The sequence below is a fragment of the Sphingobium boeckii genome (assembly GCF_014199215.1).
Lineage (GTDB): Bacteria > Pseudomonadota > Alphaproteobacteria > Sphingomonadales > Sphingomonadaceae > Sphingobium_A > Sphingobium_A boeckii.
Genome location: NZ_JACIJC010000005.1, coordinates 458,665 through 485,611 on the forward strand (window position 1 = coordinate 458,665; position 26,947 = coordinate 485,611).

Consider the following 26,947-nt stretch of genomic DNA (forward strand, 5'->3'; position numbering starts at 1 on the left):
TCCCGAGCGAAGTCGAGGGACGCGAGGACACGCCGTGAGGTGTCTCGACTGCGCTCGACACGAACGGGTTTTGGGGCAAGGCAGTGATCAAAGCCCGCGTTGCCGTCCTTATCTCCGGTCGTGGCTCGAACATGGCGGCGCTGGTCTATGCGGCGAAGCGCGCGGATTGCCCGTTTGAGATCGTGCTGGTCGCGTCCAACGATCCCGAAGCAGAGGGACTGAAATTCGCCGCCGCCGAGGGCCTCCAGACCTATGCGCACAGCCATAAGGGCATGAAGCGCGCCGAATTCGATCATCTGATCGATGTCGCGCTGCGCGAGGCCGGTGCGGATTATGTGGCGCTCGCGGGCTATATGCGGCTGCTCTCGCCCGCATTCGTCGAGGGCTGGGCGGGCCGGATGCTCAATATCCATCCCTCGCTGCTGCCCAAATATAAGGGACTCGATACGCATGAGCGCGCCTTGGCCGCGGGCGATCAGGTCGCAGGCTGCTCGGTCCACGTCGTGACGGCCGAACTGGATGACGGCCCCGTGCTGGGTCAAACGGAGGTGGCCATCATCCCCGGCGACACGCCCGACACATTGGCGGCACGCATCCTGATCGCCGAGCACCAGCTTTATGCCCGCGTGCTGGCTGATTTCGTGAGCCGCGGAACCGATCGGGACCGGCTGGAAATAGGATAGCCGCGCTGATCGAAAAATGGGCCGCCGGATCACTCCGGCGGCCCATTTTTTCAGCGCCCGTCACCCGTTCGGGCTGAGCCTGTCGAAGCCTTCCACTCCTCTTGGATCGAAGCAGAAAAAGAATCCTTCGACAGGCTCAGGGCAAACGGAGATGGTTTCAGCCGACCAGTTCTTCCGGCTTGAAGAAATAGGCGATCTCGATCGCTGCATTCTCGTCGCTGTCCGAACCATGGACCGAATTGGCTTCGATCGATTCGGCCAGTTCCTTGCGGATCGTGCCGGCGTCGGCATTTTCGGGGTTAGTGGCACCCATGATGTCGCGGTTGCGCTGGACGGCGTTTTCGCCTTCCAGCACCTGCACGACGACCGGGCCGGAGATCATGAAGCTGACCAGATCGTTGAAGAAGGGACGCTCGCTATGCACGGCGTAAAAGCCTTCGGCCTGTTCCTTGGTCATCTGGATGCGCTTGGAGGCGACGACGCGGAGGCCCGCTTCTTCCAGCATCTTGGTGACCGCGCCGGTCAGGTTGCGACGCGTGGCGTCGGGCTTGATGATCGAGAATGTGCGATTTGCGGCCATAGCCGTCACAGCTCCATATATTAGGATGGTTGGGGGATAGATCGCGGTCCCTTTAGCCGCGCTTCATGAAACCCGCAAGATCAGGCCATCTGGCTCCATTTGCCATCATCATCCAGCGCCCAGTAACGCCGCTCCACGCCTTCGCGATCGTTGAGGCCACGCCACGCTGCCCGCGCGGCTTCCACCGTTTCGCCATCGAAGAAATGAAAGGCGCGATCGAAGTCCAGCGCCTGATCGCGCCATTGTCCGTCGATGAGCGCGATATTGCGCGCGCCATTGGGGGCTTCGGGCGTGAAAGAGAGCAGGATCGGCTGGCCTGCATCATCCACGCCGTCGGCAATGGCGTGCGGCAGGAAGGAGTCGGGCTTCCATCCCCAGAGTGCGTTGTCGAGCAGCGCCAGTTGCGCTTCGATACCAGACACCACCAGCAGCCGCGCGCCGCTTTCCACCAGCCTTTCGGCGATCCGCGGCAGCACCTGCTCCACCGGACGGCTTCCAAGCTGATAGAAATCGACCTGCATTTCGCTTACTTTTCGAAATTGTCCGCGATGAAGCGATTGAGCAGGCGCACGCCATAGCCAGTCGCGCCCTTGTCCCACACGGGGCCGGGCTTGTCCGCCCAGACCATGCCTGCGATATCGAGATGCGCCCATTTCACGCCCTCCTCCACGAAGCGCTGGAGGAATTGCGCGGCGGTGATGGACCCCGCCCCCTTCGCACCGACATTCTTCATGTCCGCGATCGGCGAGTCGATCAGCTTGTTATAGGCGTCGGACAGCGGCATCCGCCACAAGGGGTCGCCCGCAGCCTTGCCAGCCTCCATCAGGGATTCGGCGAGCGCGTCGTCATTCGCGAAGATGCCGGCATATTCGGTGCCCAGCGACACGATGATCGCGCCGGTGAGCGTGGCAAGATCGACCAGGAATTTCGGCTTATATTTGCGCTGCACCCAGGTCATCGCGTCGCACAGCACGAGGCGGCCTTCCGCGTCGGTGTTGATCACCTCGATCGTCTGGCCGGACATGGATGTCACCACATCGCCGGGCCGCTGCGCCAGGCCATCGGGCATATTCTCTACAAGACCGCAAATGCCGATGACATGCACCTTGGCCTTGCGCGCTGCGAGCGCCTTCATCGTGCCGGCGACCGCACCTGCGCCGCCCATATCCCATTTCATGTCTTCCATGCCGGCGGCAGGCTTGATCGAGATACCGCCGGTGTCGAAGGTCACCCCCTTGCCCACCAGCGCCACGGGCGTCTTTTCAGTGCCCCCGGTGCCATCCCAGCGCAATGCCAGCAGCCGCGCAGGCCGGGCCGAGCCGAGCGACACCCCGAGCAGCGATCCCATGCCCAGCTTTTCCATCGCGGGTTCATCGAGAATCTCGATCTCCACGCCCAGCTCCGCCAGATGCTGGCACCGTTCCACGAAGCTTTCGGGATAAATGATGTTCGCAGGCTCGGTGACGAGCGTGCGGGTAAACATCACGCCTTCTGCAAGCGCTGCATAGCTTTCCCAAGCTTTCAGCGCCGCCGCGCCGCCACCGACGATCACGATCTCTTCAAGCGTCGGTTTGGATTTTGCGGGCAGCTTGGTGCGATAGATGTCATGGCGCCAGCCACGCAGAAGCGCGCCGAATGCCAGCCGCGCCGCTTCGTCCCCTGTGGCCACGGCGGCCGAAAGGTCGACGACCAGCGTCTTTTCACCGGACACCAGCAACCGTGCCGTCAGGGCACCGCCCACACGCTCCCATGCCAGCGCATCGGGCTTTTCGCCCAGGCCCACCAGTACCACCCGGCGGGTACCCTGGCCCGCGGGCACCATTGTTTCCGCCGTCGCCGCCGCATCGCCTTCGAAGCGCGCCGCCTTGGCCGCGGCAGCCGCGAGCACGACGCCCCCGGCCTCGACACCGGGCAGGGTCGCCGGGAAATCAGCGCCCTTGCGCAGAGGCAGAGCAAGCGCAAATGCGCCTTCGGGCTGGCTGTCGGCAAAGATGATCCGCATCGGGAGAAGCGCCTTTCTGGGACACGTAATGAGAGAGGATGGGCGGCTTACTAGGCCAGCCGTGCGCAAACGGCAAAACAGGAATTTGCGCACTGCGTTCACCCGTGTTGCAGCCGCGCGTTTCCGGTGCGATATGCGGGCGGCCCAGGGCCATGCCGGATTGCAGGATCAAGTGACGCTAAAAAACCGATTTCTCTGGACCGCCTTGCCTTTCGTGCTGCCCGTCGCCCTGTTGGCCGCTTCGCCCGGCCAGGCCCAGGATCTGCAAACCCCCGCCACCGATCTTCCCGCCGCGCCCAACGCGGCGCTGACGCCCGCTACCGACGAGGAAATCACGTTCAGCGCGTCGGGGCTGGAATATGACAGCAATAATGAGATCGTTACCGCATCGGGCGATGTGCGCATGTTTCGCGAAGGCAACCGCCTGGCCGCGGATACGGTGATCTGGAATCGGAAAACCGGCGAAGTGCGCGCCGAGGGCAATGTCGCGATCGTCAATCCGGGCGGCGATACCGCTTATGGCGATTCCGTGATCCTCACCGACACGCTGCGCGACGGCGTGGTGGACAATCTTCTGGTTGTGCTGGACGATGGCAGCCGCCTCGCCGCGGTCAAAGGCACGCGCAGCGGCGATCTGTTCACGCTGGAACGCGCCGCTTATTCGCCCTGTTCGGTGGTGGACAGCAAAGGCTGCCCAAAAGATCCGACGTGGAAGATCACCGCGGTGCGGGTGACCTATGATTCGCTACAGAAGCGCGTGAAATACAAGGGCGCGCGGATCGAGCTGTTCGGCATTCCGTTCATCCCGCTGCCAGGGCTGGCGCATCCTACAGGGGGCGAAGCCGGATCCGGCCTCATGATGCCTGATATCCGCTATGACCGGGTCAACGGGTTCGAACTGGCGCTGCCGTATTACTGGCGGATCGAGCCCGACCGCGACCTGACGATCACGCCGCATGTCTACACCGAATCGCTGCCCATGATCGAAGCGCAGTTTCGCGCGCTGGCCGATCAGGGCGCGCTTCAGGTGACGGCTTATGGCACGCATGGCAAACGTCAGCCGATCAGCTCGCTGGTGCCCGGCAATGACGAGGAGGGCTTTCGCGGCTATTTCGACGCCAGCGGCCGCTTCCAGCTCGACCCCTATTGGAGCGTGACCGGATCGGCGCGCGTGGTGAGCGATCGCACCTTCCTGCGCCGCTATGATATCTCGCGCGATGACCGGCTGCGCACGACGGTGAATATGGAGCGCGTCGGCGTCGACAGCTATTTCTCGCTCGCCGGCTGGGCGACGCAGACGCTGCGCGCCAACACCGTCCAGGGCCAGCAGCCGATCGCGCTGCCGGTGATCGATTACCGCCGGCGGATGAATGACGGCCTGTTGGGCGGCAAGATCGAATTGCAGGCCAACAGCCTGTTCCTGTCGCGCACGGCGGGGCAGGATACGCAGCGGGTGTTCGCCAGCGCGCGCTGGGATCTGCGGCGGCTGACCCCATGGGGCCAGGAAGTGACCTTCACGGCCTATGCGCGGCAGGACGCCTATCATACCGACGAGATCCTGAGCACATTGACGCCATCCTATCGCGGCTCGGCCGGTTGGTCCGGCCGGACCGTGGCATCGCTGGCCGCGGACATGCGTTGGCCCTTCGTGGGCGAGGCCTTTGGCGGCACGCAGCGTTTCACCCCGCGCTTTCAGGTGGTGGCGTCTCCCGTGGACGGCAATATGCGCGTGCCCAATGAGGATTCGCGCGCCGTCGAACTGGAAGACAGCAACATCTTCGCGCTCAACCGGTTTCCCGGCTATGACCGCTATGAAGATGGTGCGCGCGCCACATACGGCTTTGAATGGGGGCTGGACCGGCCCGGCCTCTCCATCCAGTCCGTCATCGGACAGAGCTACCGGCTTTCAAGCGAGCCTGCGCTCTTTCCCGATGGCACCGGCCTTTCAAACCGCACGTCGGATGTGGTGGGCCGCACCGTGGTCAAATTTCGCCGCCTGGTATCGCTGACGCATCGTTACCGGCTGGACAAGGACAGTCTGGCGATCCGCCGCAACGAAATCGACGCCACGGTGGGCACGGAAAAGACCTATGTGACCGCTGCCTATCTCCGGCTGAATCGCAATATCACCGCCCAATTGGAGGATTTGCGCGATCGCGAGGAAATCCGTCTCGGCGGTCGTCTGCAATTCGCCAAATACTGGTCGATCTTCGGATCCACCACGATCGATCTGACCGGCGCGCGCGAAGATCTGCTGACCGATGCTGATGGGTTCGAGCCGGCGCGCCATCGTCTGGGCATCGCTTATGACGATGAATGCCTGGAGTTCGGCCTGACCTGGCGGCGTGACTATGAGGATCGCGGCGACGCCAAGCGCGGCAATAGCTTCCTGTTGCGGGTAGCTTTCAAGCAATTGGGCCGCTAAGCCTCCGTTCAGCCACCGGGGCGCATTGACCCAGCGACGTGGAGACGAACACAAGTGAGCCGGAACAGAATGGCATTATTTCAGACTATCAGACGCACCCGCGTCATCGGCCTGCTCGTGGCAGGATCGCTGAGCGCCAGCATGGCCCTGGCGCAGGGCGGCCGACCCGCCGCCGCGCCGGCACCAGCCCCCCAGCCCGCGCCGAACAATCTGAACATCCCGGCCAATGTCACGGTCTTTGGCGACACGGATCCCAATCTTTACAAGGCCACGGCGCGCGTGAATGGCGAGGTGATCACCGCCACCGATATCGATCAGCGCCTTGCGCTCGTGCTGATCTCGAACCAGGCGAAGATCGGCCCCGAAGAACGCGAGCGGCTGCGTCAGCAGATCCTGCGCAATCTGATCGACGAGACGCTGCAGATCCAGGAAGCCAAGGCGCTTGAGCTTGAGGTGAAGAAGGATGAGGTCGATCAACGCTACAATCTGGTGGCGCAGAATTTCAAGCGCACGCCCAAGCAGATGGCCGAATATCTGAACCAGAACGGCTCTTCCGAGCGCTCGATCAAGCGCCAGATCGAATCCGAGCTGGCCTGGCAGCGCGTCTTGGGGCGCAAGGTCACGCCGTTCATCAACGTGAGCGAGGAAGAAGTCCAGTCGATCATCACCCGCCTCAATGCCTCAAAGGGCACCAAGGAATATGATCTGGGCGAGATCTTCATCTCCGGCACGCCTGAAACGCTGGCGGAAACGACGCGAACCGCATCGCAGATCATGCAGCAATTGCAGCAGAGCGGCTCCTTTGCCGCTTATGCCCGCCAATATTCGGAAGCCACCACGGCCGGCGTCGGCGGACGCCTGGGCTGGATCCGCGCCGAACAGCTTCCACCCCAGCTTGCCGAGGCCGCGCAGAATATGCAGATCGGCCAGGTGGCCGGCCCCATCCCCCTGCCCGGCGGCGTCTCCATCCTGTTGATGTATGACGAGCGTCAGGTGCTGACCGCCAATGCGCGCGACGCGGTGCTGAGCCTGAAGCAGCTTGCGATCAGCTTCCCCGCCGGCACCACCCAGGCGCAGGCCAGCCCGATCGTCGAGAAATTCGCGATCGCCACGCGCAACATCAAGGGCTGCGGCCCCGAAGGCGGCGCCCAGCAGATCGCGACCGAAACCAAGGCCGAGATGGTCGACAATAATGAACTGCCGGTGCGCGATCTGCCGCCGCAGCTTCAGGACATGCTTCTCGGGCTTCAGGTGGGTCAGGTGACCCAGCCTTTCGGCTCGCTGGAAGATGGCGTGCGCGTGCTCGTGCTGTGCGGCCGTGACGATCCCCAGGTGGCCAATGGCCCTTCGGCGGATCGCATCCTGGCCGATCTCGAGGAAGAGCGCACCAACCGCAAGGCCCGCAGCCTGTTGCGCGATCTTCGCCGCGATGCCGTGGTGGATTATCGCTAAGGAGCGCTACCCCATGAGTGCGATCGCCATATCGCTGGGGGATCCCGCAGGCATCGGCCCCGAAATCACGGCAAAGGCGTGGGAACAGCGCGAGCGTCACAAGCTCACGCCGTTTTTCGCCGTGGGTGATCCACGCTCGATCGAGGCGGTATGGGGCGGCAATGTGGTGCGCATCACGGATCCGGGCGAAGCCCAGGTGGCGTTCCGCGTCGGCCTGCCGGTGCTCCAGATCGAGGATGCGGGCGAAATCATTCCCGGCAGACCCGATATCGAAGGCGCGCGCTGCTCGCTCGATGCGCTCGAGGTGGCCGCGGGGATCGCCCGATCCGGCGCGGCGTCCGCGCTAGTGACTGGCCCCGTATCCAAGACCCAGCTTTACGCCGTGGGCTTCCGTCACCCAGGCCAGACCGAATTCGTGGCGGAACGCTGCGGAATTTCGCCCGAAAATGCGATCATGCTGCTTGCGGGGCCGACGCTGAAAGTGGTGCCGATGACCACGCACATGCCGCTGCGCGACGTGGCCGACACCCTTTCGATCGAGCTGATCGTGGCGCGCGGCATTGCCACCGCCAAAGGACTGACCCGCAATTTCGGAATTGCGCAGCCAAGGCTCGCCTTTGCCGGCTTCAACCCGCACGCCGGCGAAAATGGCGCGCTGGGCCGCGAGGAAATCGATCTGCTGATCCCCGCGATGGAGATTTTGCGCGAACAAGGCATCAACGTCGCCGGCCCGTTCGCCGCCGATGCGATGTTCCACAAGCGCGCCCGCGCGCGTTATGACGTCGCGATGTGCCTCTATCACGATCAGGCGCTTATTCCGCTCAAGACGCTGCATTTCGACGAAGGCGTAAACATGACGCTGGGTCTGCCGTTCGTCCGCACCTCCCCCGATCACGGCACGGCGTTCGATATCGCCGGCACCGATTCGGCCGAGCCCGGCGCGATGATCGCCGCGCTGCGGATGGCGGCGAGCGCTGCCAAGCACCGGGCTGCGGCGGCGGTGTGAGCGATCTTCCGCCGCTGCGCGACATCATCCAGCGCTACGGCCTGAACGCCTCAAAGGCGCTGGGCCAGAATTTCCTGCTCGATGCGCAATTGCTGGACAAGATCGCGCGGGTGCCCGGTGATCTGGCGGGGGCGATGGCTTATGAAGTCGGCCCCGGCCCCGGCGGGCTTACCCGTGCGTTGTTAAAGGCAGGCGCGCAGGTCGTGGCCGTCGAGCGCGACCGGCGCTGCATCCCCGCGCTTGCCGAACTGGCCGAATGGAAGCCCGGCGCGCTGCAGGTGATCGAAGGCGATGCGCTGGAGCAGGACGAGGCCGTGCTCGTGCCGGGCGCGCATGTGGTGTCCAACCTGCCTTATAATGTCGGCACCGCGCTGCTGGTGCGCTGGCTCACCGCGCCGGTGTGGCAACCCTGGTGGGCGTCCTTGACGGTGATGTTCCAGAAGGAAGTGGCCGAACGCATTGTTGCCGCGCCCGGCAGCGGCGCTTATGGCCGGCTCGCCGTTCTCGCGCAGTGGCGCAGCAGCGCGAAGCTTGCTTTGCCGGTGCACCGTTCGGCCTTCACCCCGCCGCCCAAGGTGATGTCGGCGGTCGTCCACATCCTGCCGCAGGATGCCCCCGCGGGGGTGAGGGTCGTTACGATCGAAAAGCTGACCGCAGCCGCCTTCGGTCAGCGCCGCAAGATGCTGCGCCAGAGTCTCAAAGGGCTGCCCGGTGCCCTGGCCGCGCTCGACGTATGCGGTATCGATGCGACGCGGCGCGCGGAAACGCTGGAGATTGCGGAATTCGTGGCGGTCGCACGCGCGATGGATGCAGCGGGTTAGATCCCCAATGAGAGCCGTTTGTCCCGAGCGAAGTCGAGGGACGTGGTGACAGTTCCGACGTCCCTCGACTTCGCTCGGGACAAACGGCTTACAATAACCCCGGCGCTCTTGGCGCCTCAGTTCTTTTCCTGCGCCTTTTCGATCACCGGCTTGGGCGTGACCGATTCCGCCGTGCGCACTTCGGGCTTTGGTCCCTTGGCAATGGCGGAGGCCAGCACGGTCTTTTCGCTGCACTGGGTGAGACACAATTTCTCGATCCGCGCGAGATTTTCGCGGGCCTTTTCCACCGCGCCCTTGGCGACGAGCGCTTCGCCCTGCCCCGCCAGCGCGTTCAGGTCATTGGGCTCCATCTTCAGCGCTTCGCGGTAGAAGCGGATGGCCTTGCCGTTCAAATCCTGCTTTTGCGCCACGCGCGCGAGCGAAACATAGGCACTGCGATTGCGCGGATCGGCGACCAGTGCGCTTTCTAGACTGTCGGTGGCGCCCGCAAAATCACCCCTGGCCGCGAGCGCTTCGCCAGCTTGCTGCAGCGCGACCGAACGCGGGTCGATCTTCGCGTCCGGTGCCTGACCGCTGACACTGCTCGAAACCGTCGCAAAAGCGAGCGCAAGCACACAGGCGGCAGGGGCAAAACGCATAAGTGTCTCCAATACGGGCAGCATCGCCCTTCGTATCACGCCTTTTTGAGCCTTGCGACGAAAAATCCGTCGGTCTGGTCCGTGACCGGGCTCAACAGGGTTCCGGCCCCGCTGCGGCGTCCCGCCCCGTCCAGGCTCGTTTGCGGCAGCAGGGATGAATGCCGGGTGAGCGCGGCCGACACCTGATCCGCGCCTTCGCTCTCCAGCAGCGAGCAGACCGCATAGACGAGCACGCCGCCCGGCTTGAGCAAAGGGACCGCCAGATCGATGATATGCGCCTGCAAGGCCTGCAGCGCCTCGAGCCGGCGCGCGTTCAGCCGCCAGCGCGCCTCGGGATTGCGCCGCCATGTGCCCGTGCCGGAGCAGGGCGCATCGACCAGCACGATATCGGCCACGCCCTTCAGGTCAGCCAGATCCTCCGCCTCATGCCCGCCATCCAGCAATTTGGTCTCGATCATGGTCGCCCCCGCCCGTTCGGCGCGGGGCTTCAGATGATCGAGCCGCGAGCGCACAGTGTCGGACGCGATCAGCCGGCCTTCATTGGCCATTTCAGCGGCGAGCGCGAGCGTCTTGCCACCCGCGCCGGCGCACAGGTCGATCACGGTCATGCCGGGCCGTGCCTTGCACGTAAGCGCCAGCAACTGGCTGCCCTCATCCTGAATTTCGATCTTGCCTTCGGCCCACAGATCATGTGCCTCGATCGCGAAGCCTTCGGGCAGGCGGATGCCAAGCGGCGAATGCGGGGTTGCCGCGCCCTCGGGCAGCGCCGCAAGCACCTCATCCCGCTCCGCTTTCAGCCGGTTGACGCGCACGTCGAGCGGCGCGCGGCCGAGCAGCGCCGCGGGTGCCTTCGCCTCGATCTCGGGCAAACGCTTCTGCAGCCATTCGGGCACGGGGCTGACCGGCGCGGTGCCTTCATTCTTGCCGAGCTTTTTCGGCCCATGCGCGACGCCGTCAAACAAAGCGGCGAGTTCCGGATTGCCGACCGCCAAGCCCGCCATCGCTGCTCGTCCCGTTTTGGGACGTGCGCCGAAAGCGCGGATCGCGGCATAGACATGCTCGCGCACTGCCCGGCGATCCTTGGAGCCCGCATAGCGCCGCGTCTTGAAATAGCGCGCGATGATCGTGTCCGCGGCTGCGCCGCCATCCTGCGCGGCGACGATGATCGCGTCGAGCAGTTCGATGGCGGCCATGAGTTGTGCGGAAGGTGTCATGATGAAAAGTCTCTCTCCCCTCCGGAGAGAGGACTGGGTTTAACGTGTCGGATAATTGGGGGCTTCGCGGGTGATCGCCACATCATGGACATGGCTTTCGGACAGACCCGCATTGGTGATCTGCACGAAACGCGCGCGCTTCTGCAGATCGGGGATGGTGGCCGCGCCGGTATAGCCCATGGCTGCCTTTACCCCGCCCACGAGCTGATGGATCACATCTCGGGCCGGCCCCTTATAGGCCACTTGCCCCTCGATGCCTTCGGGAACCAGCTTGAGCTGATCCTTGATATCCTGCTGGAAATAGCGGTCAGCCGAGCCGCGCGCCATCGCGCCGACAGAGCCCATGCCGCGATAGGATTTGTAACGACGCCCCTGATAAAGGAAGGTTTCGCCCGGCGCTTCCTCTGTGCCCGCCAGCAGCGATCCGACCATCACGGTGGAGGCGCCCGCAGCCAGCGCCTTGGCGAGATCGCCCGAGGTGCGCAGCCCGCCATCGGCGATCACCGGAATGCCCGATTTCGCGGCTTCTTCCGCCGATTCCATGATCGCGGTCAATTGCGGCACGCCGACCCCGGCGACCACGCGCGTGGTGCAGATCGAGCCCGGCCCGATGCCCACCTTGATCCCGTCAGCGCCCGCGCCGATGAGCGCGCGCGTGGCTTCGCCCGTCGCCACATTGCCCGCCACGATCTGGACGCTGTTCGAAATCTTGCGGATGCGTTCCACCGCCAGCGCGACCATCTTTGAATGGCCATGCGCGGTATCGACCACGATCAGATCGCATTCGGCATCGATCAGCGCCTCGGTCCGCTCGAAACCGGCATCGCCCACCGTGGTGGCCGCGGCGACACGCAAACGCCCGGTGCCATCCTTGGTGGCGTTGGGATAGGTGACTGCGCGCTCCATGTCCTTGACCGTGATCAGACCGACACAATGATAGCTTTCGTCCACCACCAGCAGCTTTTCGATCCGGCGCTGATGCAGCAGCCGGCGCGCATCTTCCTGGCTGACCCCCGCCGGGACGGTCGCCAGATTCTGGCTGGTCATCAATTCGGAGACGGGCTGGGCGGGGTTTTCCGCAAAGCGCACGTCCCGGTTGGTGAGAATCCCCACGAGCTTGCCGCTGCGTTCGACCACGGGGACACCGGAAATGCGGTGACGCTCCATCAGCGCGCGCGCCTCTGCCAACGGCCGATCCGGCGCGATGGTGATGGGATTGACCACCATGCCCGATTCGAATCGCTTGACCGCGCGAACGGCGGCCGCCTGCTCGTCCACCGTCAGATTGCGGTGAAGCACGCCAAGTCCGCCCAATTGGGCCATGACGATCGCCATATCGGCTTCGGTCACGGTATCCATGGCGGATGAAAGAATGGGGATGTTGAGCGAGATATCCCGCGTCACGCGCGTGCGCGTGTCCGCCTGGCTCGGCAGCACTTCGGACTCACCGGGCCGGAGCAATACATCGTCGAAGGTCAGGCCAAGGCTGATGTCCATTTTTTCGCTCACAATCCCAATGCGTCCGAGTTGAAAGAAGCGCCCCTAAAGGCGGTTTGTGTCCTATGTGTGATCATCCGCCCAGATCCGCCGCATTGGCGAGCATTCGTGCGAGCACCACATGCAGCGTGGCATCGTCCGCCGCTCCGCCCAGGTCCAGGGTGTCCGTAAGCGCGTCGTCGGGGCCATGATAGGTGCTTTGGAGATATTTCTGCGCCAACGCCATATCGCTGAACGTACCGCCGATCATGACGGCGGGAATCTTTTCGCGTGCAAAGGCCCAGCCATCCTGGCGCTGCACCATGATATCGGCGTCGCCATCGGGATCGACTTTACGGCCGACCACCGCCGCCGCGCGCGCAATGAAAGGATCGAGCACAGTCCCTTTGCCGATCACGGCGATCGTGGCGCCCTTCCCTGCCACCGCCACGGTGTCTGCATTGAGCACCGCGCGGATATCGGCGCGCGGCAATAATGGATCGGCAATAAAGCCCAGCGCGCCGAGCAGGCCGCGCTCTTCGGCGGTAGTCGCCATGAAATAGATGGAGCGCCGGGGTTTCGGCCCGTGCGCCAGATGTCTTGCGGTCTCGATCAGCAATGCGACGCCGCTGGCATTGTCGATCGCGCCGTTGCAGATCCGATCCGCCGCCCCCTCTTCACGGCACAGGCCCAGATGATCCCAATGCGCGGTCAGCATGATCGCACCGGCCTTCGGATCGCGGCCCGCAACCTTGCCGATCACATTATGGCTTTCAAACGCGCGGACGTCGGTGCCGATCTTCAGATCGGCCTGGATCCCCAGCGCCACACCGGCATAGCCCGGTTGCGCAGCGTCCTCGATCAGCGCGGAGACATCCTTGCCCGCCTCGAACGCCAGCGCGGAGGCTGCCTCCAGAGTCATCATGCCCTCTGCGCCGGAATCGACGCCCGGCGCGAGCACTGTCACCGGGGCCAGCATGGTACGCTCCAGCGCATCGAAATCGAAATCCGCCGCGACAATCCCGATCACCGCCTTCGCGCCGCGCCTGAGCACCGCATTGCGGCGGACGCGGTAATCCGATCCGTCCGGCGCTTCCTGCAGGATCATCGCCACTGCACCCGCCGGGTCGAGTCCCTTGGAATTATTTCCATAGCCCAGGAATATGAGCGGAGCCTTTTCGATCTCGGTGCGCGCCGCCGAAGCGCGCAGCACGAAATTGGAGGCGTCCACCGCGATCGGCTTGCCCTGGCGCGTAAAGGAATAGCCCGCGGTTCTCGGCGTCCGCTCGATCAGCTTGACCGGCTGAAACCAGCCCTGGGTGCCTGAACCCTGGCTCAGCCCGACGCGCGCGAATTGATCGGCGATATAATGGATGGTCTTGGTTTCGCCCTCGGTCCCCGGCGCGCGGCCTTCAAAGGCATCGCTGGCGAGCACCGCGATATGGCCGCGCAGATCGGCTTCGCTCACGATATCGGCGGGCGCGGCATTGGCGACGATCAGCGGCAACAGTGCCGCGATGCACAGGCTCTTCATTGCGGGCCTGTGGCAGTTTATGGTGCTTCGGGCAAGCCCTGCCGTTCAGCCACGGGCGATCAGCCGCTCCGCACTGGCGACGTGCATGGCTTCGATCATGCGATCACGAAACCGCTCCGCGCCGCCCTTGAAGGCTGCGATAAGCGCGCGGGCGTCTTCAAGCTCCGCCTCGCTCGGCCCGAAAGCGCGGTTGGCGATCTCGATCTGATTGGGATGGATCAGCGTCTTGCCATCAAAACCAAAGCACCGGCCTTCGCGGCATTCCGCCTCGAGCCCGTCCGCATCGTCAAGCCGGTTCCACACGCCATCCAGTGCCAGCACGCCCGCCGCGCGCGCCGCCAGCACGATCGTCTGCAGCGCCAGTGTCAGCCCGCCGCGACCGGTGCCCGGCGGCAGACGCAGGTCGTGGGCGATGTCATTGGTGCCCGCGATCAATCCGGACACGCCCAGCGCTGCTGCGATGGCCGGCGCATTCAGCAGACCCGCCGGCGTCTCGATCATCGCCAGCAGCGGCTTGCCGAGCCGCGCAGCGACAGCCGCGGCGACGGCGGCGCTTTCCACCTTCGGGAGCACTGCCACGGCGGCGGCCGATCCGGCGACCGCGGCGAGATCCGCCTCATGCCATGCGGCGTCCGGTCCGTTGATCCGGATGGCGGCGATCCGCCCGCCAAAGCCTTCGCCAATTGCGGCGACCGCAGCCGCCCGCGCCGCGTCCTTTTTCTCGACCGGAACGGCATCTTCCAGATCAAGGATGATCATGTCCGCGGCAAGGCCACGCGCCTTTTCGATCGCGCGAGCGTTGGAGGCGGGCAGATAGAGCGCGGTGCGCGGCGGCAGGAAATCGCTTTGGGTCATGCACCGCCTTTTGCCCGATTATGCTTGGCGAACAAGGCCGGAACGGGCAATATCGCGCGCAGATAGGGGAGAGCGGCTATGGAAATCTTTGTGCTCGTCATTGCCGTGCTGGCGATTGCATTCGTATTTGCGGGCGTCACGGTGGTGCGGCAGGGGTTTCAATATACGATCGAGCGTTTCGGCCGCTTTACCCATGTCGCGTCGCCGGGCTTCAATCTGATCGTGCCCTTCGTCGATCGCGTCGGCCGCAAGATCAACATGATGGAGCAGGTACTCGATATTCCCGGCCAGGAAATCATCACCAAGGACAATGCCATGGTCGCGGTGGATGGCGTGGTGTTCTTCCAGGTGCTCGATCCCGCCAAGGCGGCCTATGAAGTTTCCGAACTGTATGTGGCGATCCTCCAGCTCACCACCACCAATTTGCGCACCGTGATGGGCTCGATGGATCTGGACGAGACGCTCTCCAAGCGCGACGAGATCAACGCGCGGCTGCTCTCGGTGGTCGATCATGCCACCACAAGCTGGGGCGTGAAGATCACCCGCGTCGAGGTGAAGGACATCCGCCCGCCCGCCGATATCGTGAACGCCATGGGCCGGCAGATGAAGGCAGAGCGCGAGAAGCGCGCGGTGATCCTCGAATCGGAAGGCAGCCGCGCATCGGCCATCCTGCGCGCCGAGGGCGAGAAGCAATCCCAGATTCTGGAGGCCGAGGGCCGCCGCGAAGCCGCCTTTCGTGACGCCGAGGCGCGCGAACGCTCCGCCGAGGCGGAGGCCAAGGCGACCCAGGTCGTATCCGAAGCCATCGCCGGTGGCGGCGCGCAGGCGATCAACTATTTCGTCGCGCAGAAATATGTCGAAGCCGTCAGCCAGTTCGCCACCTCGCCCAATGCCAAGACGATCCTGTTCCCGGTCGAAGCCACCGCGCTGATCGGCACGCTGGGCGGGATCGGCGCGCTGGCGAAGGAAGCGTTCGGCGATGGCCCGACCACGCCCCCCGCGCCGAGCAAGCCGCGTCGTGCGGGTCCGTTCGAACAGGCCTGAGAGGTATCGCGATGATGAACCTGTTTCCGATCGAAGCGCATTGGGTCTGGATGATCCTGGCGGCAGTGCTCGCCACGGCGGAGATCATCGTGCCGGGATTTTTCCTGATCTGGATCGGCTTTGCCGCGCTGATCACGGGATTGGTCACGCTGATGCTGGGGATAACCGAGGCGCTTCAGTTCGCGCTATTCGCGATGCTCGCCATCGCCGCGGTCTTCGCCGGGCGGCGCTGGTTCGCGCTCAATCCGATCGAATCGAGCGATCCGTTGCTCAATGACCGTGCTGCACGGCTGGTGGGCGAGCATGTCACCGTGGTGGAGGCCATTGACGGCGGCGAAGGCCGGGTCCGCGTGGGCGACGGCGTATGGCCCGCCCGCGGCGCGGACGCCGCCATCGGCACACGGCTGCGCGTGACCGGAATCGAAAAGGGCGCGCTCCTGGTGGAACGCGCCCTTTAGGATCAGTGGCGGTGCGAGATCACCCGACGAAGGCGCGTTCGATCACATAATGGCCCGGCTTGGCGTTGGAGCCTTCTTCAAAACCCAGCGCATCCAGATCGGCGGCCAGATCCTTGATCATCGCCATCGATCCGCACATCATGATGCGATCGGTTTCCGGGCTGAGCGCGCGCGGGCCGGTGGACCGGCTGCCGAACAATTTGCCGTTTTCGATCAGATCACCGATTCGCCCCGTGGTGTGGAAGGGCTCGCGCGTCACGGTGGGCACATATTCGAACTGGAGCAGTGCCTGATCCTGCACCAGCGGATCGCCGGCAAGCTGGCTCTCGAGCGTGTCGCGAAACGCGAGATCGCTTACGCGGCGCACGCAATGCACGAGGATGATCTGGCTATACATATCATACACATCGGGATCGCGGATCAGGCTGAGGAACGGTGCCAGGCCGGTTCCGGTGGATAGCATGATGAGACGCCCGCCCGGCAGCAGCGCATCGGTCACCAGCGTGCCGACGGGCTTGCGGCCGAGAAAGATCTGATCGCCCGGCTCGATCTTCTGGAGCCGGGATGTCAGCGGACCATCCTCCACCTTGATCGAGAGGAATTCCAGCTCGTCGGCATAGGAAGGGCTGGCGATCGAATAGGCGCGCAGCAACGGACGGCCCTCGCCGGGCAGGCCGATCATCACGAATTCGCCCGAACGGAAGCGGAAGCTGGGCGGCCGCGTGATCGTGAAACTGAACAGATGTTCGTTCCAATGCTTCACCGTGAGAACTTCCTCCACGGTCAACGCCGCGGACGGCGCCAATGCCGTCATTTCCGAATTCCTGTCGCTCATTATTCACTATTCCCTGCCGAACGCCCCTGTTGCACAGGCGCTTCCGGTAACAAGCCAGCCTGGGCCAGCCTAAACGCGATTGCGGTTAGCGCCGTAAACCCGTGCATGAAAGCAATTTCATCTATCATACGCCCTAGTTCTCGTGCCTGCCGCCACCAATCGCGCTCCAAATGGCCACTTATGCGAATGGTTCGCAATAATGCGATTAATGCAGCCATGACCAAGCGTCAAGCCGGTGCCGCCGCCATAGGCTGGAGATCGGGGGCGATGAAATCCTTCCGCGCGGCTACCGAAAGCAGCGTGTCTCGACGATAAAAACGCAACGGCCAGTCCCGCCGCCCGCGATCGGACAGCAGCAGAGCGTTGACACTTTCACGCAGCGGTTCGTCGGCGGGGCGCTCCGCCAGATGCTGCCTTACCGCGATGATGAAGCGCGCGTGATGGTCTCGTGATACCCCTGCATATCGTCATTCACGCCGCCCACGCTGGCGTTATACCTGCTGATGATATCGCGCATCTCGCATTCTGGCGCGATATCAGGCCGTTCGCGCACGATGAACGCACAGGCGCCCAGATGGGCCTCATGCGTCCATTCGGCCTTGGGCAGGGTCTGCAGGATCAGCCCCTCCCCCACATGGCGGATCGCGGCGTCGCTGGTGAACAGTCTTGGTGTGTGATCGGTCATATCCGGGCTTTCTTCTCAGAAGGCCCGGATATCTGACCGGGCCGTATCAGGCGGCTGTCGGAGCAGCCTGGCGCACGCCTTCATCAACATGCTCTTCGAATTGCTCGAAATTGTCGATAAACTGCTTCACCAGCTTTTGCGCGGTGGCGTCATAGCCTTCCTTGTCCGCCCAGGTGGAACGGGGATCGAGGATCGCGCTGTCCACGCCCGCCACGCTTACCGGCACCTTGAAGCCGAAATTGGGATCGGTGCGGAATTCCGCATCGTTCAAACTACCGTCCAGCGCCGCGTTCAGCAGGGCACGGGTTGCCTTGATCGGCATCCTTTTGCCGGTGCCATATTGGCCGCCGGTCCAGCCGGTATTCACCAGCCAGCAATCCACGCCGCCCTTGGCGATGCGCGATTTGAGCAGATTGCCGTAAACCGAAGGGTGGCGCGGCATGAACGGCGCGCCGAAACAGGTGGAGAAGGTGGCCGATGGCTCGGTCACGCCGATTTCGGTGCCCGCGACGCGCGCGGTATAGCCCGAAAGGAAGTGATACATCGCCTGATCCGGCGTCAGCTTCGCGATCGGGGGCAGCACGCCATAGGCGTCTGCGGTCAGCATGATCACATTCGCCGGAACCGGCCCCATATTGTCTTCAGAGGCATTGGGGATGAATTCGATCGGATAGGAGCCGCGGCTGTTTTCGGCCAGGCTGTTATCGTCAAAGTCCAGTTCACGCGTCTCTGGATCAATCACCACATTTTCCAGCACCGTGCCGAAGCGCTTGGACGTGGCATAAATCTCGGGTTCGGCCTCCGCCGACAGATTGATCATCTTGGCATAACAGCCGCCTTCGAAATTGAAGACCGCCGTATCGGACCAGCCATGTTCGTCGTCACCGATAAGCGTGCGCGAGGCGTCTGCCGAAAGCGTCGTCTTGCCGGTCCCCGAAAGCCCGAAGAAGATCGCCGTCTTGCCGTCTGCGCCGATATTGGCGGAGCAGTGCATCGGCATAATGCCTTCCACCGGCAGCTTGTAGTTCAGGATGCCGAAGACGGATTTCTTCATCTCACCGGCATAAGCCGTGCCGCCGATCAGGATGAGCTTTTCGGTGAAGTTGACCGCAACCACGGTTTCGCTCCGGCAGCCGTGACGCTCCGGATCAGCGCGGAAGCTGGGAAGATCGATGATCGTGAATTCCGGTACGAAGCCGGGCAGATCGGCCGCATCCGGGCGCACCAGCAGCGTTTTGATGAACAGATTGTGCCAGGCCAATTCGTTGATCACGCGCACGTTCACACGGTGCTCGGGCTGAGATCCACCGAACAGATCCTGGACGAAAAGCGTCTTCCGCTCGCCAACGGCCTTCAGGAAATCTTCCTTCAGCGCGGCGAAATGCGCAGGCGTCATGCCCTTGTTCGTCTTGCCCCACCACACGGTGTCTTCGGTTTCGGCGTCGCGCACGATGAACTTGTCATTGGCGGAGCGACCAGTGTGCTTGCCGGTGGCCACGACCAGCGGGCCGTCCTTCGCCAATATGCCTTCGCCGCGGCTCAGCGCCTGCTCCACGAGCGGCGCGGTCAGCAGATTCCAGTGAACCTCGGCCTGGGTTGCAATGCCCTGATCGGCGAGGGAATAACCGGGTACACGGTCTGCCACTTTGAAATCCTCCTGGATGCGCTGGAACCCGCTTTGAACAGGCGGTAGTCCCCGTAATTTCTCGGCGCATATCGCGTGCTGGACCACTGGTCAAACCGCGGGAAACCTGACACCGGTGTCAAAAATCCCGATCTTGGAATTGCCCGTGACGCGCGCTTGCTCTAAGCGAATGGGAGCAAGGGAGCAGCCGTCCACATGTCCGCCACGATCGCGCTCGTCGATGACGATCGCAACATCCTGACTTCGGTGTCGATCGCGCTCCAGGCCGAAGGTTTCACGACGCGACTCTATACGGACGGCGAAAACGCCCTGAAGGCTCTCAGCGAAAACCCGCCCGATCTGTGCGTGTTCGATATCAAGATGCCGCGGATGGATGGGCTGGAGCTGCTTCGCCGCCTGCGCGAGAAGAGCCATGTCCCCGTGATATTTCTCACGTCCAAGGATGATGAGCTGGACGAGGCGCTTGGCCTGGCCATGGGGGCGGACGATTATATCGCCAAGCCCTTTTCCCAACGCCTGCTGATCGCCCGGATCCGCGCCATTTTGCGCCGCACCGAATTGGCGGCGCAGCCCGCGGGCGCAAGCGAGGAGCCGGTCGAGCTGCTGAGCCGTGGCCGTCTCGAAATGGACCCCGCCAAGCACCGGGTCCACTGGGCCGGCGCGGATGTGACGCTTACCGTGACTGAATTCCTGATCCTCGAATCGCTCGCGCGGCGACCCGGCGTCGTCAAATCGCGCGACCAGCTCATGGATGCCGCCTATACGGAAGATATGTATGTGGATGACCGCACAATAGACAGCCACATCAAGCGCCTGCGCCGCAAATTCCGGCAGGTGGACGGGGAGTTCGACGCCATAGATACGCTGTACGGCCGTGGATACCGATTTACGGAGGAGTGACGAGAGCGATCTGTCGCTCGTCTGGTCGGGCCGGCTGTCGCTCACGCGCCGCATTCTGGCGGTCAATATCTTTGCGCTTGCGCTTCTGGCGGGCGGGTTCTTCTATCTGGACAGCTATCGCACCCGCCTGATCGACGAGCGCAGCGCCCAGGCGGCGCGCGAGATCGAGCTGATGTCGCGTGCAGTCACGCTGGCGGACGTACGCGATCGGGACCGGCTGATCGCATCGCTCGCCGAGGAAAGCGAAGGCCGGTTGCGCCTCTACGCGCCCGATGGTGCGTTGGTGGCGGATAGCTGGCGGATCATCCGCCCCAATTATACGCTGCGTGATCCCGATGACGAACGCTGGCAGCGGCATGTCGCGCGCTTCCTCGATCGCGCGCTCGATGCCGTGGTCAGCGCCAAGCGCCTCGAAGCTTATGTCGAGCCCGCGGTGGATCGCGCCACCAACTGGCCCGAAGTACGCGCCGCGCTCGCCACCCGCACGGCCACGACCGAGTTGCGCTATGCGCCGGATCGCACGCCGATGCTGTCTGCGGCCATCCCGGTGCGCGGCACCAAGGGTGGCGCGTTGCTGTTTACGGAAAACACGCGCGACATAACGCGGATCGTGCGCGCCGAGCGCTTTCGCCTGGGCATCGTCATCGCGGTGGTTTCGATCGTCTCGGTCCTGCTCTCGCTTTTTCTCGCGCGCACCATCGTACGGCCGCTGCGCCGCCTCGCCTGGGCGGCGGTGCGGGTCAGGCTGGGGCGCGCACGCGATGTCGAGGTGCCCCGCCTGCCCTCTCGTCGCGACGAGATCGGGATGCTCGCGCGCGCGCTTTCGGATATGAGCCATGCGCTCAACAGCCGGATCGACGCGATCGAGGCCTTCGCCGCCGATGTCACGCATGAGCTGAAAAATCCGCTCGCCTCGTTGCGTTCGGCGGTCGAAAGCCTGCAGATGGTCAAGGATCCGGGGCTGCAGAAGCAATTGCTCGATATCGTGAACGATGATGTCCTGCGGCTGGATCGGCTGATCACCGACGTGGCCGATGCGTCGCGCCTGGACGCGCAGCTTTCGCGCGCCGCGTTTGAGCCGGTCGATCTCGGCCGGATGATCGAGGATATGCTCAAGGTACGCGAAGCCCGCGCGCCGGCAAGCGAAACCCGCATCGCCTTCGCCCGGCCGCGCAAGAGCACCGCCGTGGTGATGGGCGATCCCGCCAAGCTCGTGCGCGTGGTGGAAAATCTTTTGGACAATGCCGTGTCCTTCTCGCCGCCCGGCGGACTGGTACGGGTGGACGCGACGCGCGACGCAGACAAGGTGCTGCTCTCCGTCGAGGATGAGGGGCCGGGCGTCCCCGTTCATGCGCGCGAGGCGATCTTCAGCCGCTTCCACAGCGACCGGCCGGAAGGCGAAGCGTTCGGCCGTCACTCGGGTCTTGGTCTTTCCATAGCCAAAACGATCGTGGACGGGCATAATGGCACGATCACAGTGCACGATCGCGCCGGGTCTCAACAGGGCGCGCGTTTCCTCGTCACGCTTCCGGTTGCGGAGATATCCTGAGTGACGGTGCCGTCTTCCGAAATGCTTCATGCCTCCACTGTGGCGATTCATGGCCATGCCGTGCTGATCGCCGGCCCATCGGGCAGCGGAAAATCCGATCTCGCGCTGCGCCTGATCGATCGCGGGGCCACGCTGGTCAGCGATGATTATACGCTGGTGAAGAATGACGGCGCAGGATTGATCGCCTGCGCCGCGCCGAACATCGCGGGCCGGATCGAAGTGCGCGGGATCGGGATCATCGAGACGGCCTTTGTCGATGCACAGCCGGCTTCGCTCTTCGTCCAATTGTCGGAAGACGTGATCCGGATGCCGGGGGAAGACGATATCCGGATGATTGCCGGTATCGGGGTCGCCTGCATCACGCTCAATGGTCTCGAAGCATCCGCCCCGATCAAGGTGGAAATTGCGCTGAACGCAGTGCTCGGCCGATGAGCACACGGCCCAAAAGGATCTTGCTGGTCACGGGCATGTCCGGTGCTGGCAAATCCACGGTGATGAACTGCCTGGAGGATATGGGCTGGGAAGCGGTGGAAAATCTTCCGCTCGGCCTGCTCGATCGTCTGCTAGCCGCGCCGCAAGCCTTAGGCGCGCTGGAGGATGATCGTCCGCTGGCGCTGGGCATCGACAGCCGCACCCGCGGCTTCGACGCCGATCGGATCATCATGCGGATCAAGCAGCTCCGCGAATTGCATGGCTTTGATGTCGAAACGGTGTTTCTCGATTGCACCGGAGCCGAACTGGAGCGGCGCTTTTCGCAGACCCGCCGCCGCCATCCCATGGCGCTTGATCGCCCGGTATCAGACGGCATCGCACGGGAACGCGAATTGCTTGGCCCGTTGCGCCATTGGGCCGAGCATATCATCGACACCACCGAAACCGGCACCAACGAGCTTCAGCAGCGTATCCGCGCGCGTTTTGGAGAAACCAAGGCGGAGGAACCGACGCTGACCGTGATGTCATTCGGCTATTCCCGCGGCGTGCCGCGCAACGCCGATCTGGTGCTGGACATGCGCTTCCTGCGCAATCCGCATTGGGACCGGCTGTTGCGCCCTTTGACCGGGCTTGATCCCGCGGTCGGCGCCTATGTGGCCGAAGATCCGGCTTATGATCAGGCGCTGTCCCAGATTGAATCGCTGCTTCTTTTGCTTCTGCCACGTTACCGGCATGAGGGAAAATCCTATATAACCATTGCCTTTGGCTGCACCGGGGGGCGACATCGCTCAGTTCATGTGGCGGAAACGATCGCTGGGCGGTTGCGCGACGCAGCATTTTCGCCCACGGTCGCGCACCGCGATCTGGCCTCGACTCCGCTGGACGCGATGGAGGGGGCTCCTGTCGGACCTGTGTGACATGCAATTACGGATGACTTCATGATCGGATTGGTATTGGTGACCCATGGCCTGCTGGCCAAGGAATTCGTGGTCGCCATGGAACATGTCGTTGGCCCTCAAACCGCGATCGAGGCGATCTGTATCGGCCCCGAGGACGATATGGACCTGCGCCGCAAGGATATCGCCGCCGCCATCGCGGCAGTGGACACCGGCAAGGGGGTGATCCTGCTGACCGATCTGTTCGGCGGCACGCCTTCGAATCTCGCCATCTCGCTGATGCAGCCGGGCAAGATCGAGGTGATCGCCGGCGTCAATCTGCCCATGCTGATCCGGCTGGAAGGCGCGCGCCGCGCCATGGCCGTGAAGGAAGCCGTCGCCGCCGCGCGCGAGGCGGGGCGCAAATATATTTCGGTCGCGTCCGAGGTGCTGGGAGAATCGGTATGAACAACCCCACCCGCACGGTGCTGATCACCAACAAGCGCGGCCTGCACGCGCGCGCCAGCGCCAAATTCGTCACGCTCGCCAGTCAGCAGAGCGCCAATGTCGAAGTGGCGAAAGACGGCCAGCCCGTCACCGGCACATCGATCATGGGCCTGATGATGCTGGGTGCCGCCATGGGCGACAGCGTGACCATCAGCGCCACGGGCGACGGCGCGGAGAAAGCCGTGCAATTGCTGGCGGAACTGGTCGAATCCAAGTTCGGCGAGGAATGAGGCGCACCTGCGCTTGATCCGCCCGCCCGCACCCTTGTGTCATCCCCGCGAAAGCGGGAATCCCGCTTCTTCTGCTTACCCCGTTCGTTTCCAGACGAAGAAGCTGGATTCCCGCTTTCGCGGGAATGACGAGGGGAGGAAGGCACATCATGCCCCGTGAAATTACCGCTTTTTCCAACGAGACGGTCAAGCGCGTCCGCTCGCTGCGGGACAAGAAGCACCGCCGACGCGAGGGGCTGTTCCTCGCCGAAGGACTGCGCATCCTGACCGAGGCGGAAGAGGTCGGGCATCTGCCGGAAATCCTGTTCTATGCCAAGGCCTCGGCCGAACATCCGATCGTCCAGCGCCTCACCGCGGCGGTGGAGGATATGGGTGGTGATGTGATCGAGACGATTCCCGACATCCTGCACAAGCTTTCGGGCAAGGATAATCCGCAGACCGTGATCGGCGTCTATGCTGAACGGCTGACACCGCTCAAGGCGATCGACCGCAGCCTTGCGGACATCTGGATCGTGGCGCAATCCTTGCGCGATCCCGGCAACCTCGGCACCATCCTGCGCACCGGCGATGCCGTGGGCGCGGGCGGACTGATCCTGATCGACGATTGCGTCGATCCATTTTCGGTGGAGGCGGTGCGCGCCAGCATGGGCGCGCTCTTCACGCAGAGCATCGTGCAAACGCGCTGGGAGGATTTCGTCCCCTGGCTGCGCGAAGGCCCTGGGCAGTTGATCGGCACCAGCCTCAATACCGACACGGATTATCAGACACCGGTCTATGATCGCCCGGCCTTCATCATGGTCGGCAATGAAGCGCGCGGGTTGCCGCCCGAATATGAAGCCGAATGCGATTTGCTGGTGAAGATGCCGATGCGCGGGAAGGCGGATAGCCTCAACGCCGCGGTGGCCACCGCCGTGATGGCCTATGAGATATTGAACCAGCATCGCCGCGCATGACCGCGCGGAACTTCTGCGCTGCTTCATTGTTCAACCGATATGAAAAAACTGGCTCCGCTTGCGCTGGCAGCGCTGATCTCCGGCTGCACGATCATTCCGCAAGGTGATGGTCCCCCGCCCCGCACGCCCGTTGAAGAGCCAGTGACCTTGCCCGGTGCCTCGCCCGTCTCGATCGACGGCACCCAATGGTCGATCGAAAGCGTGGGCGGCATCGCCATCGTCGGTGACACCCCGCCCCTGGTGACCTTCTCCGATGGGCGTATCGCCGGCAGCAGCGGCTGCAACCGCTTTTCCGGCACCTACGATCTGAACGCAACCGCCATCACCTTCGGCCCGATCGCCGCAACGAAGATGGCCTGCCCTGGCCCGGTGATGGCGCAGGAGACGCGGCTGTTCGGTCTGCTGACCGGCACGCTCGGCATGGCGTTTCGCGATGAAGGCATGATTCTCATCCTCACGGCGGCCAATGGCCAGACGGTGATGCTGAGCCGTTAGACCAGCGCTAAAATCCCGCTCATTAGAGCGTGATGACATTACCTGGCTCCGTCATAGCGAGGAGCGCAGCGACGCGGCAATCCAAGGTGGCATAACCGCTCTGGATGGATTCGCTACGCTCGCAATGACAGGTTGGATCGACCTCAAGTTATCGCGCATAAGTCCGTCTGTCCCGCGCGTAGTCGAGGGATGTGTCATCTGCAAAGTGCGTGTCTCGACTTCGCTCGACATGCGCGGATTTTTTTGAAATCCTTTTATTCCGCCGCCTCGTCGCGCGTTTCCAACAAAGCCGGTGCGTCGCCCAGCCTTGCCAAAGTCTCCACCGGCGACACATCATCCAGCGCGCGCGCGCCCGTTTCGATATTCAAATCGCGAAACTTGCGCCCGGTGGACACCAGGCGCCCGTTGAAGCTGGTGGTCGCCTTGTTGAAATGGGAGACGGCGCTGTTCAGGCCTGAGCCCACCCGACCCAGATCCTCGCCCACCTTGGCCAGACGATCATACAATTCCTTGCCCAATTCGCCGATCTGCCGGGCCTCTTTCGCCAGTTTCTCCTGCCGCCACACCGCCGAGACGGTGCGCGCAATGGCGATGAGATTGGTCGGAGTCGCCAGCAACACGCGCTTTTCGAATGCGAAATCCCAGAGCGTCGGATCATGTTCAAGCGCGGCGGACAGAAAATGTTCGCCCGGCACGAACATGATCACATAATCAGGGGCATCCGCGAACTGGCTCCAATAGGCTTTATTGCCCAGCGCATTCACATGCGCGCGCATCGCGGCGGCATGACGGCCCAGCCCGATGTTGCGCTCAGCTTCCTCAACCGCGCCAAAGGCATCCTGATAGGCGTTGAGCGACACTTTGGCGTCGATCACCAGCGCGCGCCCGCCGGGAACGCGAACGATCGCATCCGGCCGCAACCGGCCCTCCTCGCCTTCCACGCTCACTTCGGTCTGGAAATCCGCATGTTCGGACAGGCCACAGGTTTCCAGCACGTTCTTCAACTGCTGCTCACCCCAGCGGCCGCGCGATTTGGGCGCATTGCGCAGCGAATTGACGAGCTTGGCGGCTTCGCTGCTCACCTTCTCCTGGCCGATCCGCATCTGCTCGATCTGACCCTTCAATTCACCAAAGGCATCGCGGCGCGCTTCCTCCACCTTTTCCACGCCTTTTTCATAGCGTTCGAGCCGTTCGGTCACGGGCTGGAGCAAGGCCTTCAGCCCCTGCCCCGCAGTCTCCTCCGATTGCTTGAACCGCGCGTCGGCGCGTTCCAGAAACTGCTTTTGCGCATCCTCCAAAATCTTCGCGCCCACCGCGGTGAATTGCGACGAGAGCGATTCCTTGGCCTCCACCAGCGCCTTGATCTGTTCCTGAAACCCGCGCTCCCGCGTTTCCAATTCTGCGCGCAGACCCGCAGCCTCCGCCCCAAGGCTGGCCAGCGATTCGCGCAACGCCGGCACGTCGCGCGCGCGCTCCTCCATCATGGCCAGATCGCTGATGGCCTGGCGAAACCGGTCCAATTGCTGATCACGCTCGGCGCGTGCTGCGGCGGCCCCGCGTCCACCGAGAAACCAGCCGAGCCCGATTCCGCCCAGAAGCGCAAGGATCAGGATGATGAGGACGGACGGTTCGATAGCGGCTCTCCCAAACGGA

General features: G+C 63.6%; 26 protein-coding genes and 1 pseudogene. 15 read left to right on the forward strand and 12 right to left on the reverse strand.

The window, feature by feature from the left end:
* Nucleotides 1-83: 83 nt before the first annotated feature.
* Nucleotides 84-671: pseudogene (purN, locus tag FHS49_RS16745) on the forward strand (phosphoribosylglycinamide formyltransferase); the annotation flags it as partial.
* A gap of 169 nt (nucleotides 672-840) precedes the next feature.
* Here purN and ndk read toward each other — a convergent pair.
* From ndk to FHS49_RS16760, 3 genes are all read right to left on the reverse strand, one after another.
* Nucleotides 841-1,263, reverse strand: a complete 423-nt coding sequence (ndk, locus tag FHS49_RS16750) for a nucleoside-diphosphate kinase (protein ID WP_184020754.1) — start codon at nucleotides 1,261-1,263, stop codon at nucleotides 841-843.
* Nucleotides 1,264-1,343: 80 nt separating this feature from the next.
* The gene (locus FHS49_RS16755; protein ID WP_184020756.1) at nucleotides 1,344-1,784 is read right to left on the reverse strand and encodes a DNA polymerase III subunit chi; all 441 of its coding nucleotides are present in this window, start codon (nucleotides 1,782-1,784) and stop codon (nucleotides 1,344-1,346) included.
* A 5-nt stretch (nucleotides 1,785-1,789) separates the two neighbouring features.
* Nucleotides 1,790-3,265, reverse strand: a complete 1,476-nt coding sequence (locus tag FHS49_RS16760; protein WP_184020758.1) for a leucyl aminopeptidase — start codon at nucleotides 3,263-3,265, stop codon at nucleotides 1,790-1,792.
* Between the two features lie 133 nt (nucleotides 3,266-3,398).
* On the opposite strand from FHS49_RS16760, the gene FHS49_RS16765 reads away from it, so the two are divergent.
* The 4 genes from FHS49_RS16765 (at nucleotide 3,399) to rsmA (ending at nucleotide 8,969) form a co-directional block, all read left to right on the forward strand.
* Nucleotides 3,399-5,690, forward strand: coding sequence for an LPS-assembly protein LptD (locus FHS49_RS16765; protein WP_184020760.1), 2,292 nt, complete (start codon nucleotides 3,399-3,401; stop codon nucleotides 5,688-5,690).
* A gap of 69 nt (nucleotides 5,691-5,759) precedes the next feature.
* Nucleotides 5,760-7,142 carry a peptidylprolyl isomerase gene (locus tag FHS49_RS16770; RefSeq protein WP_184020762.1) on the forward strand — a complete coding sequence of 461 codons (1,383 nt, stop codon included), beginning with the start codon at nucleotides 5,760-5,762 and terminating at the stop codon, nucleotides 7,140-7,142.
* A 13-nt stretch (nucleotides 7,143-7,155) separates the two neighbouring features.
* Nucleotides 7,156-8,148, forward strand: a complete 993-nt coding sequence (gene pdxA / locus FHS49_RS16775; RefSeq protein WP_184020764.1) for a 4-hydroxythreonine-4-phosphate dehydrogenase PdxA — start codon at nucleotides 7,156-7,158, stop codon at nucleotides 8,146-8,148.
* A complete protein-coding gene (rsmA, locus tag FHS49_RS16780) occupies nucleotides 8,145-8,969 on the forward strand; it encodes a 16S rRNA (adenine(1518)-N(6)/adenine(1519)-N(6))-dimethyltransferase RsmA (RefSeq protein ID WP_184020766.1) in 825 nt (274 codons plus the stop codon). The genes pdxA and rsmA overlap by 4 nt, the downstream gene beginning before the upstream one ends.
* 116 nt (nucleotides 8,970-9,085) lie before the next feature.
* Here rsmA and FHS49_RS16785 read toward each other — a convergent pair whose 3' ends face one another.
* The 5 genes from FHS49_RS16785 to FHS49_RS16805 all read right to left on the reverse strand — a co-directional run bounded on the left by FHS49_RS16785 (nucleotide 9,086) and on the right by FHS49_RS16805 (nucleotide 14,686).
* Nucleotides 9,086-9,607, reverse strand: coding sequence for a tetratricopeptide repeat protein (locus FHS49_RS16785; RefSeq protein WP_184020768.1), 522 nt, complete (start codon nucleotides 9,605-9,607; stop codon nucleotides 9,086-9,088).
* Between the two features lie 35 nt (nucleotides 9,608-9,642).
* A complete protein-coding gene (locus FHS49_RS16790) occupies nucleotides 9,643-10,821 on the reverse strand; it encodes an RsmB/NOP family class I SAM-dependent RNA methyltransferase (protein WP_184020770.1) in 1,179 nt (392 codons plus the stop codon).
* A 39-nt stretch (nucleotides 10,822-10,860) separates the two neighbouring features.
* A complete protein-coding gene (gene guaB / locus FHS49_RS16795) occupies nucleotides 10,861-12,318 on the reverse strand; it encodes an IMP dehydrogenase (protein ID WP_184020772.1) in 1,458 nt (485 codons plus the stop codon).
* A gap of 73 nt (nucleotides 12,319-12,391) precedes the next feature.
* Complete coding sequence (locus FHS49_RS16800) at nucleotides 12,392-13,831, reverse strand: M28 family peptidase (RefSeq protein ID WP_184020774.1); 1,440 nt, start codon at nucleotides 13,829-13,831, stop codon at nucleotides 12,392-12,394.
* 45 nt (nucleotides 13,832-13,876) lie between these two features.
* Nucleotides 13,877-14,686 carry an HpcH/HpaI aldolase/citrate lyase family protein gene (locus FHS49_RS16805; protein WP_184020775.1) on the reverse strand — a complete coding sequence of 270 codons (810 nt, stop codon included), beginning with the start codon at nucleotides 14,684-14,686 and terminating at the stop codon, nucleotides 13,877-13,879.
* A gap of 78 nt (nucleotides 14,687-14,764) precedes the next feature.
* Between FHS49_RS16805 and FHS49_RS16810 the strand changes: the two genes are divergently transcribed.
* Both FHS49_RS16810 and FHS49_RS16815 read left to right on the forward strand, forming a co-directional pair.
* The gene (locus FHS49_RS16810; RefSeq protein WP_184020777.1) at nucleotides 14,765-15,730 is read left to right on the forward strand and encodes an SPFH domain-containing protein; all 966 of its coding nucleotides are present in this window, start codon (nucleotides 14,765-14,767) and stop codon (nucleotides 15,728-15,730) included.
* Nucleotides 15,731-15,741: 11 nt separating this feature from the next.
* Nucleotides 15,742-16,188 carry an NfeD family protein gene (locus FHS49_RS16815; RefSeq protein WP_425502706.1) on the forward strand — a complete coding sequence of 149 codons (447 nt, stop codon included), beginning with the start codon at nucleotides 15,742-15,744 and terminating at the stop codon, nucleotides 16,186-16,188.
* Nucleotides 16,189-16,207: 19 nt separating this feature from the next.
* On the opposite strand, the gene FHS49_RS16820 is transcribed toward FHS49_RS16815, so the two are convergent.
* The 3 genes from FHS49_RS16820 to FHS49_RS16830 form a co-directional block, all read right to left on the reverse strand.
* Complete coding sequence (locus tag FHS49_RS16820; RefSeq protein ID WP_425502707.1) at nucleotides 16,208-17,002, reverse strand: ferredoxin--NADP reductase; 795 nt, start codon at nucleotides 17,000-17,002, stop codon at nucleotides 16,208-16,210.
* A 436-nt stretch (nucleotides 17,003-17,438) separates the two neighbouring features.
* Nucleotides 17,439-17,708 carry a hypothetical protein gene (locus tag FHS49_RS19910; protein ID WP_343053006.1) on the reverse strand — a complete coding sequence of 90 codons (270 nt, stop codon included), beginning with the start codon at nucleotides 17,706-17,708 and terminating at the stop codon, nucleotides 17,439-17,441.
* A 46-nt stretch (nucleotides 17,709-17,754) separates the two neighbouring features.
* Complete coding sequence (locus FHS49_RS16830) at nucleotides 17,755-19,353, reverse strand: phosphoenolpyruvate carboxykinase (RefSeq protein ID WP_184020781.1); 1,599 nt, start codon at nucleotides 19,351-19,353, stop codon at nucleotides 17,755-17,757.
* Nucleotides 19,354-19,548: 195 nt separating this feature from the next.
* Here FHS49_RS16830 and FHS49_RS16835 point away from each other — a divergent pair, with 195 nt between their 5' ends.
* The 8 genes from FHS49_RS16835 to FHS49_RS16870 all read left to right on the forward strand — a co-directional run bounded on the left by FHS49_RS16835 (nucleotide 19,549) and on the right by FHS49_RS16870 (nucleotide 25,294).
* Complete coding sequence (locus tag FHS49_RS16835) at nucleotides 19,549-20,253, forward strand: response regulator transcription factor (RefSeq protein WP_184020783.1); 705 nt, start codon at nucleotides 19,549-19,551, stop codon at nucleotides 20,251-20,253.
* A complete protein-coding gene (locus tag FHS49_RS16840) occupies nucleotides 20,228-21,802 on the forward strand; it encodes a stimulus-sensing domain-containing protein (RefSeq protein WP_184020785.1) in 1,575 nt (524 codons plus the stop codon). The genes FHS49_RS16835 and FHS49_RS16840 overlap by 26 nt, the downstream gene beginning before the upstream one ends.
* Before the next feature lie 21 nt (nucleotides 21,803-21,823).
* Complete coding sequence (locus FHS49_RS16845; protein WP_184021250.1) at nucleotides 21,824-22,234, forward strand: HPr kinase/phosphorylase; 411 nt, start codon at nucleotides 21,824-21,826, stop codon at nucleotides 22,232-22,234.
* A complete protein-coding gene (gene rapZ / locus FHS49_RS16850; protein ID WP_184020787.1) occupies nucleotides 22,231-23,151 on the forward strand; it encodes an RNase adapter RapZ in 921 nt (306 codons plus the stop codon). The genes FHS49_RS16845 and rapZ overlap by 4 nt, the downstream gene beginning before the upstream one ends.
* Before the next feature lie 21 nt (nucleotides 23,152-23,172).
* The gene (locus FHS49_RS16855) at nucleotides 23,173-23,577 is read left to right on the forward strand and encodes a PTS sugar transporter subunit IIA (RefSeq protein WP_184020789.1); all 405 of its coding nucleotides are present in this window, start codon (nucleotides 23,173-23,175) and stop codon (nucleotides 23,575-23,577) included.
* Nucleotides 23,574-23,846 carry an HPr family phosphocarrier protein gene (locus tag FHS49_RS16860; RefSeq protein WP_184020791.1) on the forward strand — a complete coding sequence of 91 codons (273 nt, stop codon included), beginning with the start codon at nucleotides 23,574-23,576 and terminating at the stop codon, nucleotides 23,844-23,846. The genes FHS49_RS16855 and FHS49_RS16860 overlap by 4 nt, the downstream gene beginning before the upstream one ends.
* Before the next feature lie 149 nt (nucleotides 23,847-23,995).
* Nucleotides 23,996-24,799 carry a TrmH family RNA methyltransferase gene (locus FHS49_RS16865; protein ID WP_184020793.1) on the forward strand — a complete coding sequence of 268 codons (804 nt, stop codon included), beginning with the start codon at nucleotides 23,996-23,998 and terminating at the stop codon, nucleotides 24,797-24,799.
* Between the two features lie 39 nt (nucleotides 24,800-24,838).
* The gene (locus tag FHS49_RS16870) at nucleotides 24,839-25,294 is read left to right on the forward strand and encodes an META domain-containing protein (RefSeq protein WP_184020794.1); all 456 of its coding nucleotides are present in this window, start codon (nucleotides 24,839-24,841) and stop codon (nucleotides 25,292-25,294) included.
* A 254-nt stretch (nucleotides 25,295-25,548) separates the two neighbouring features.
* On the opposite strand, the gene FHS49_RS16875 is transcribed toward FHS49_RS16870, so the two are convergent.
* Complete coding sequence (locus FHS49_RS16875) at nucleotides 25,549-26,928, reverse strand: DNA recombination protein RmuC (RefSeq protein ID WP_184021254.1); 1,380 nt, start codon at nucleotides 26,926-26,928, stop codon at nucleotides 25,549-25,551.
* Nucleotides 26,929-26,947 lie beyond the last annotated feature (19 nt).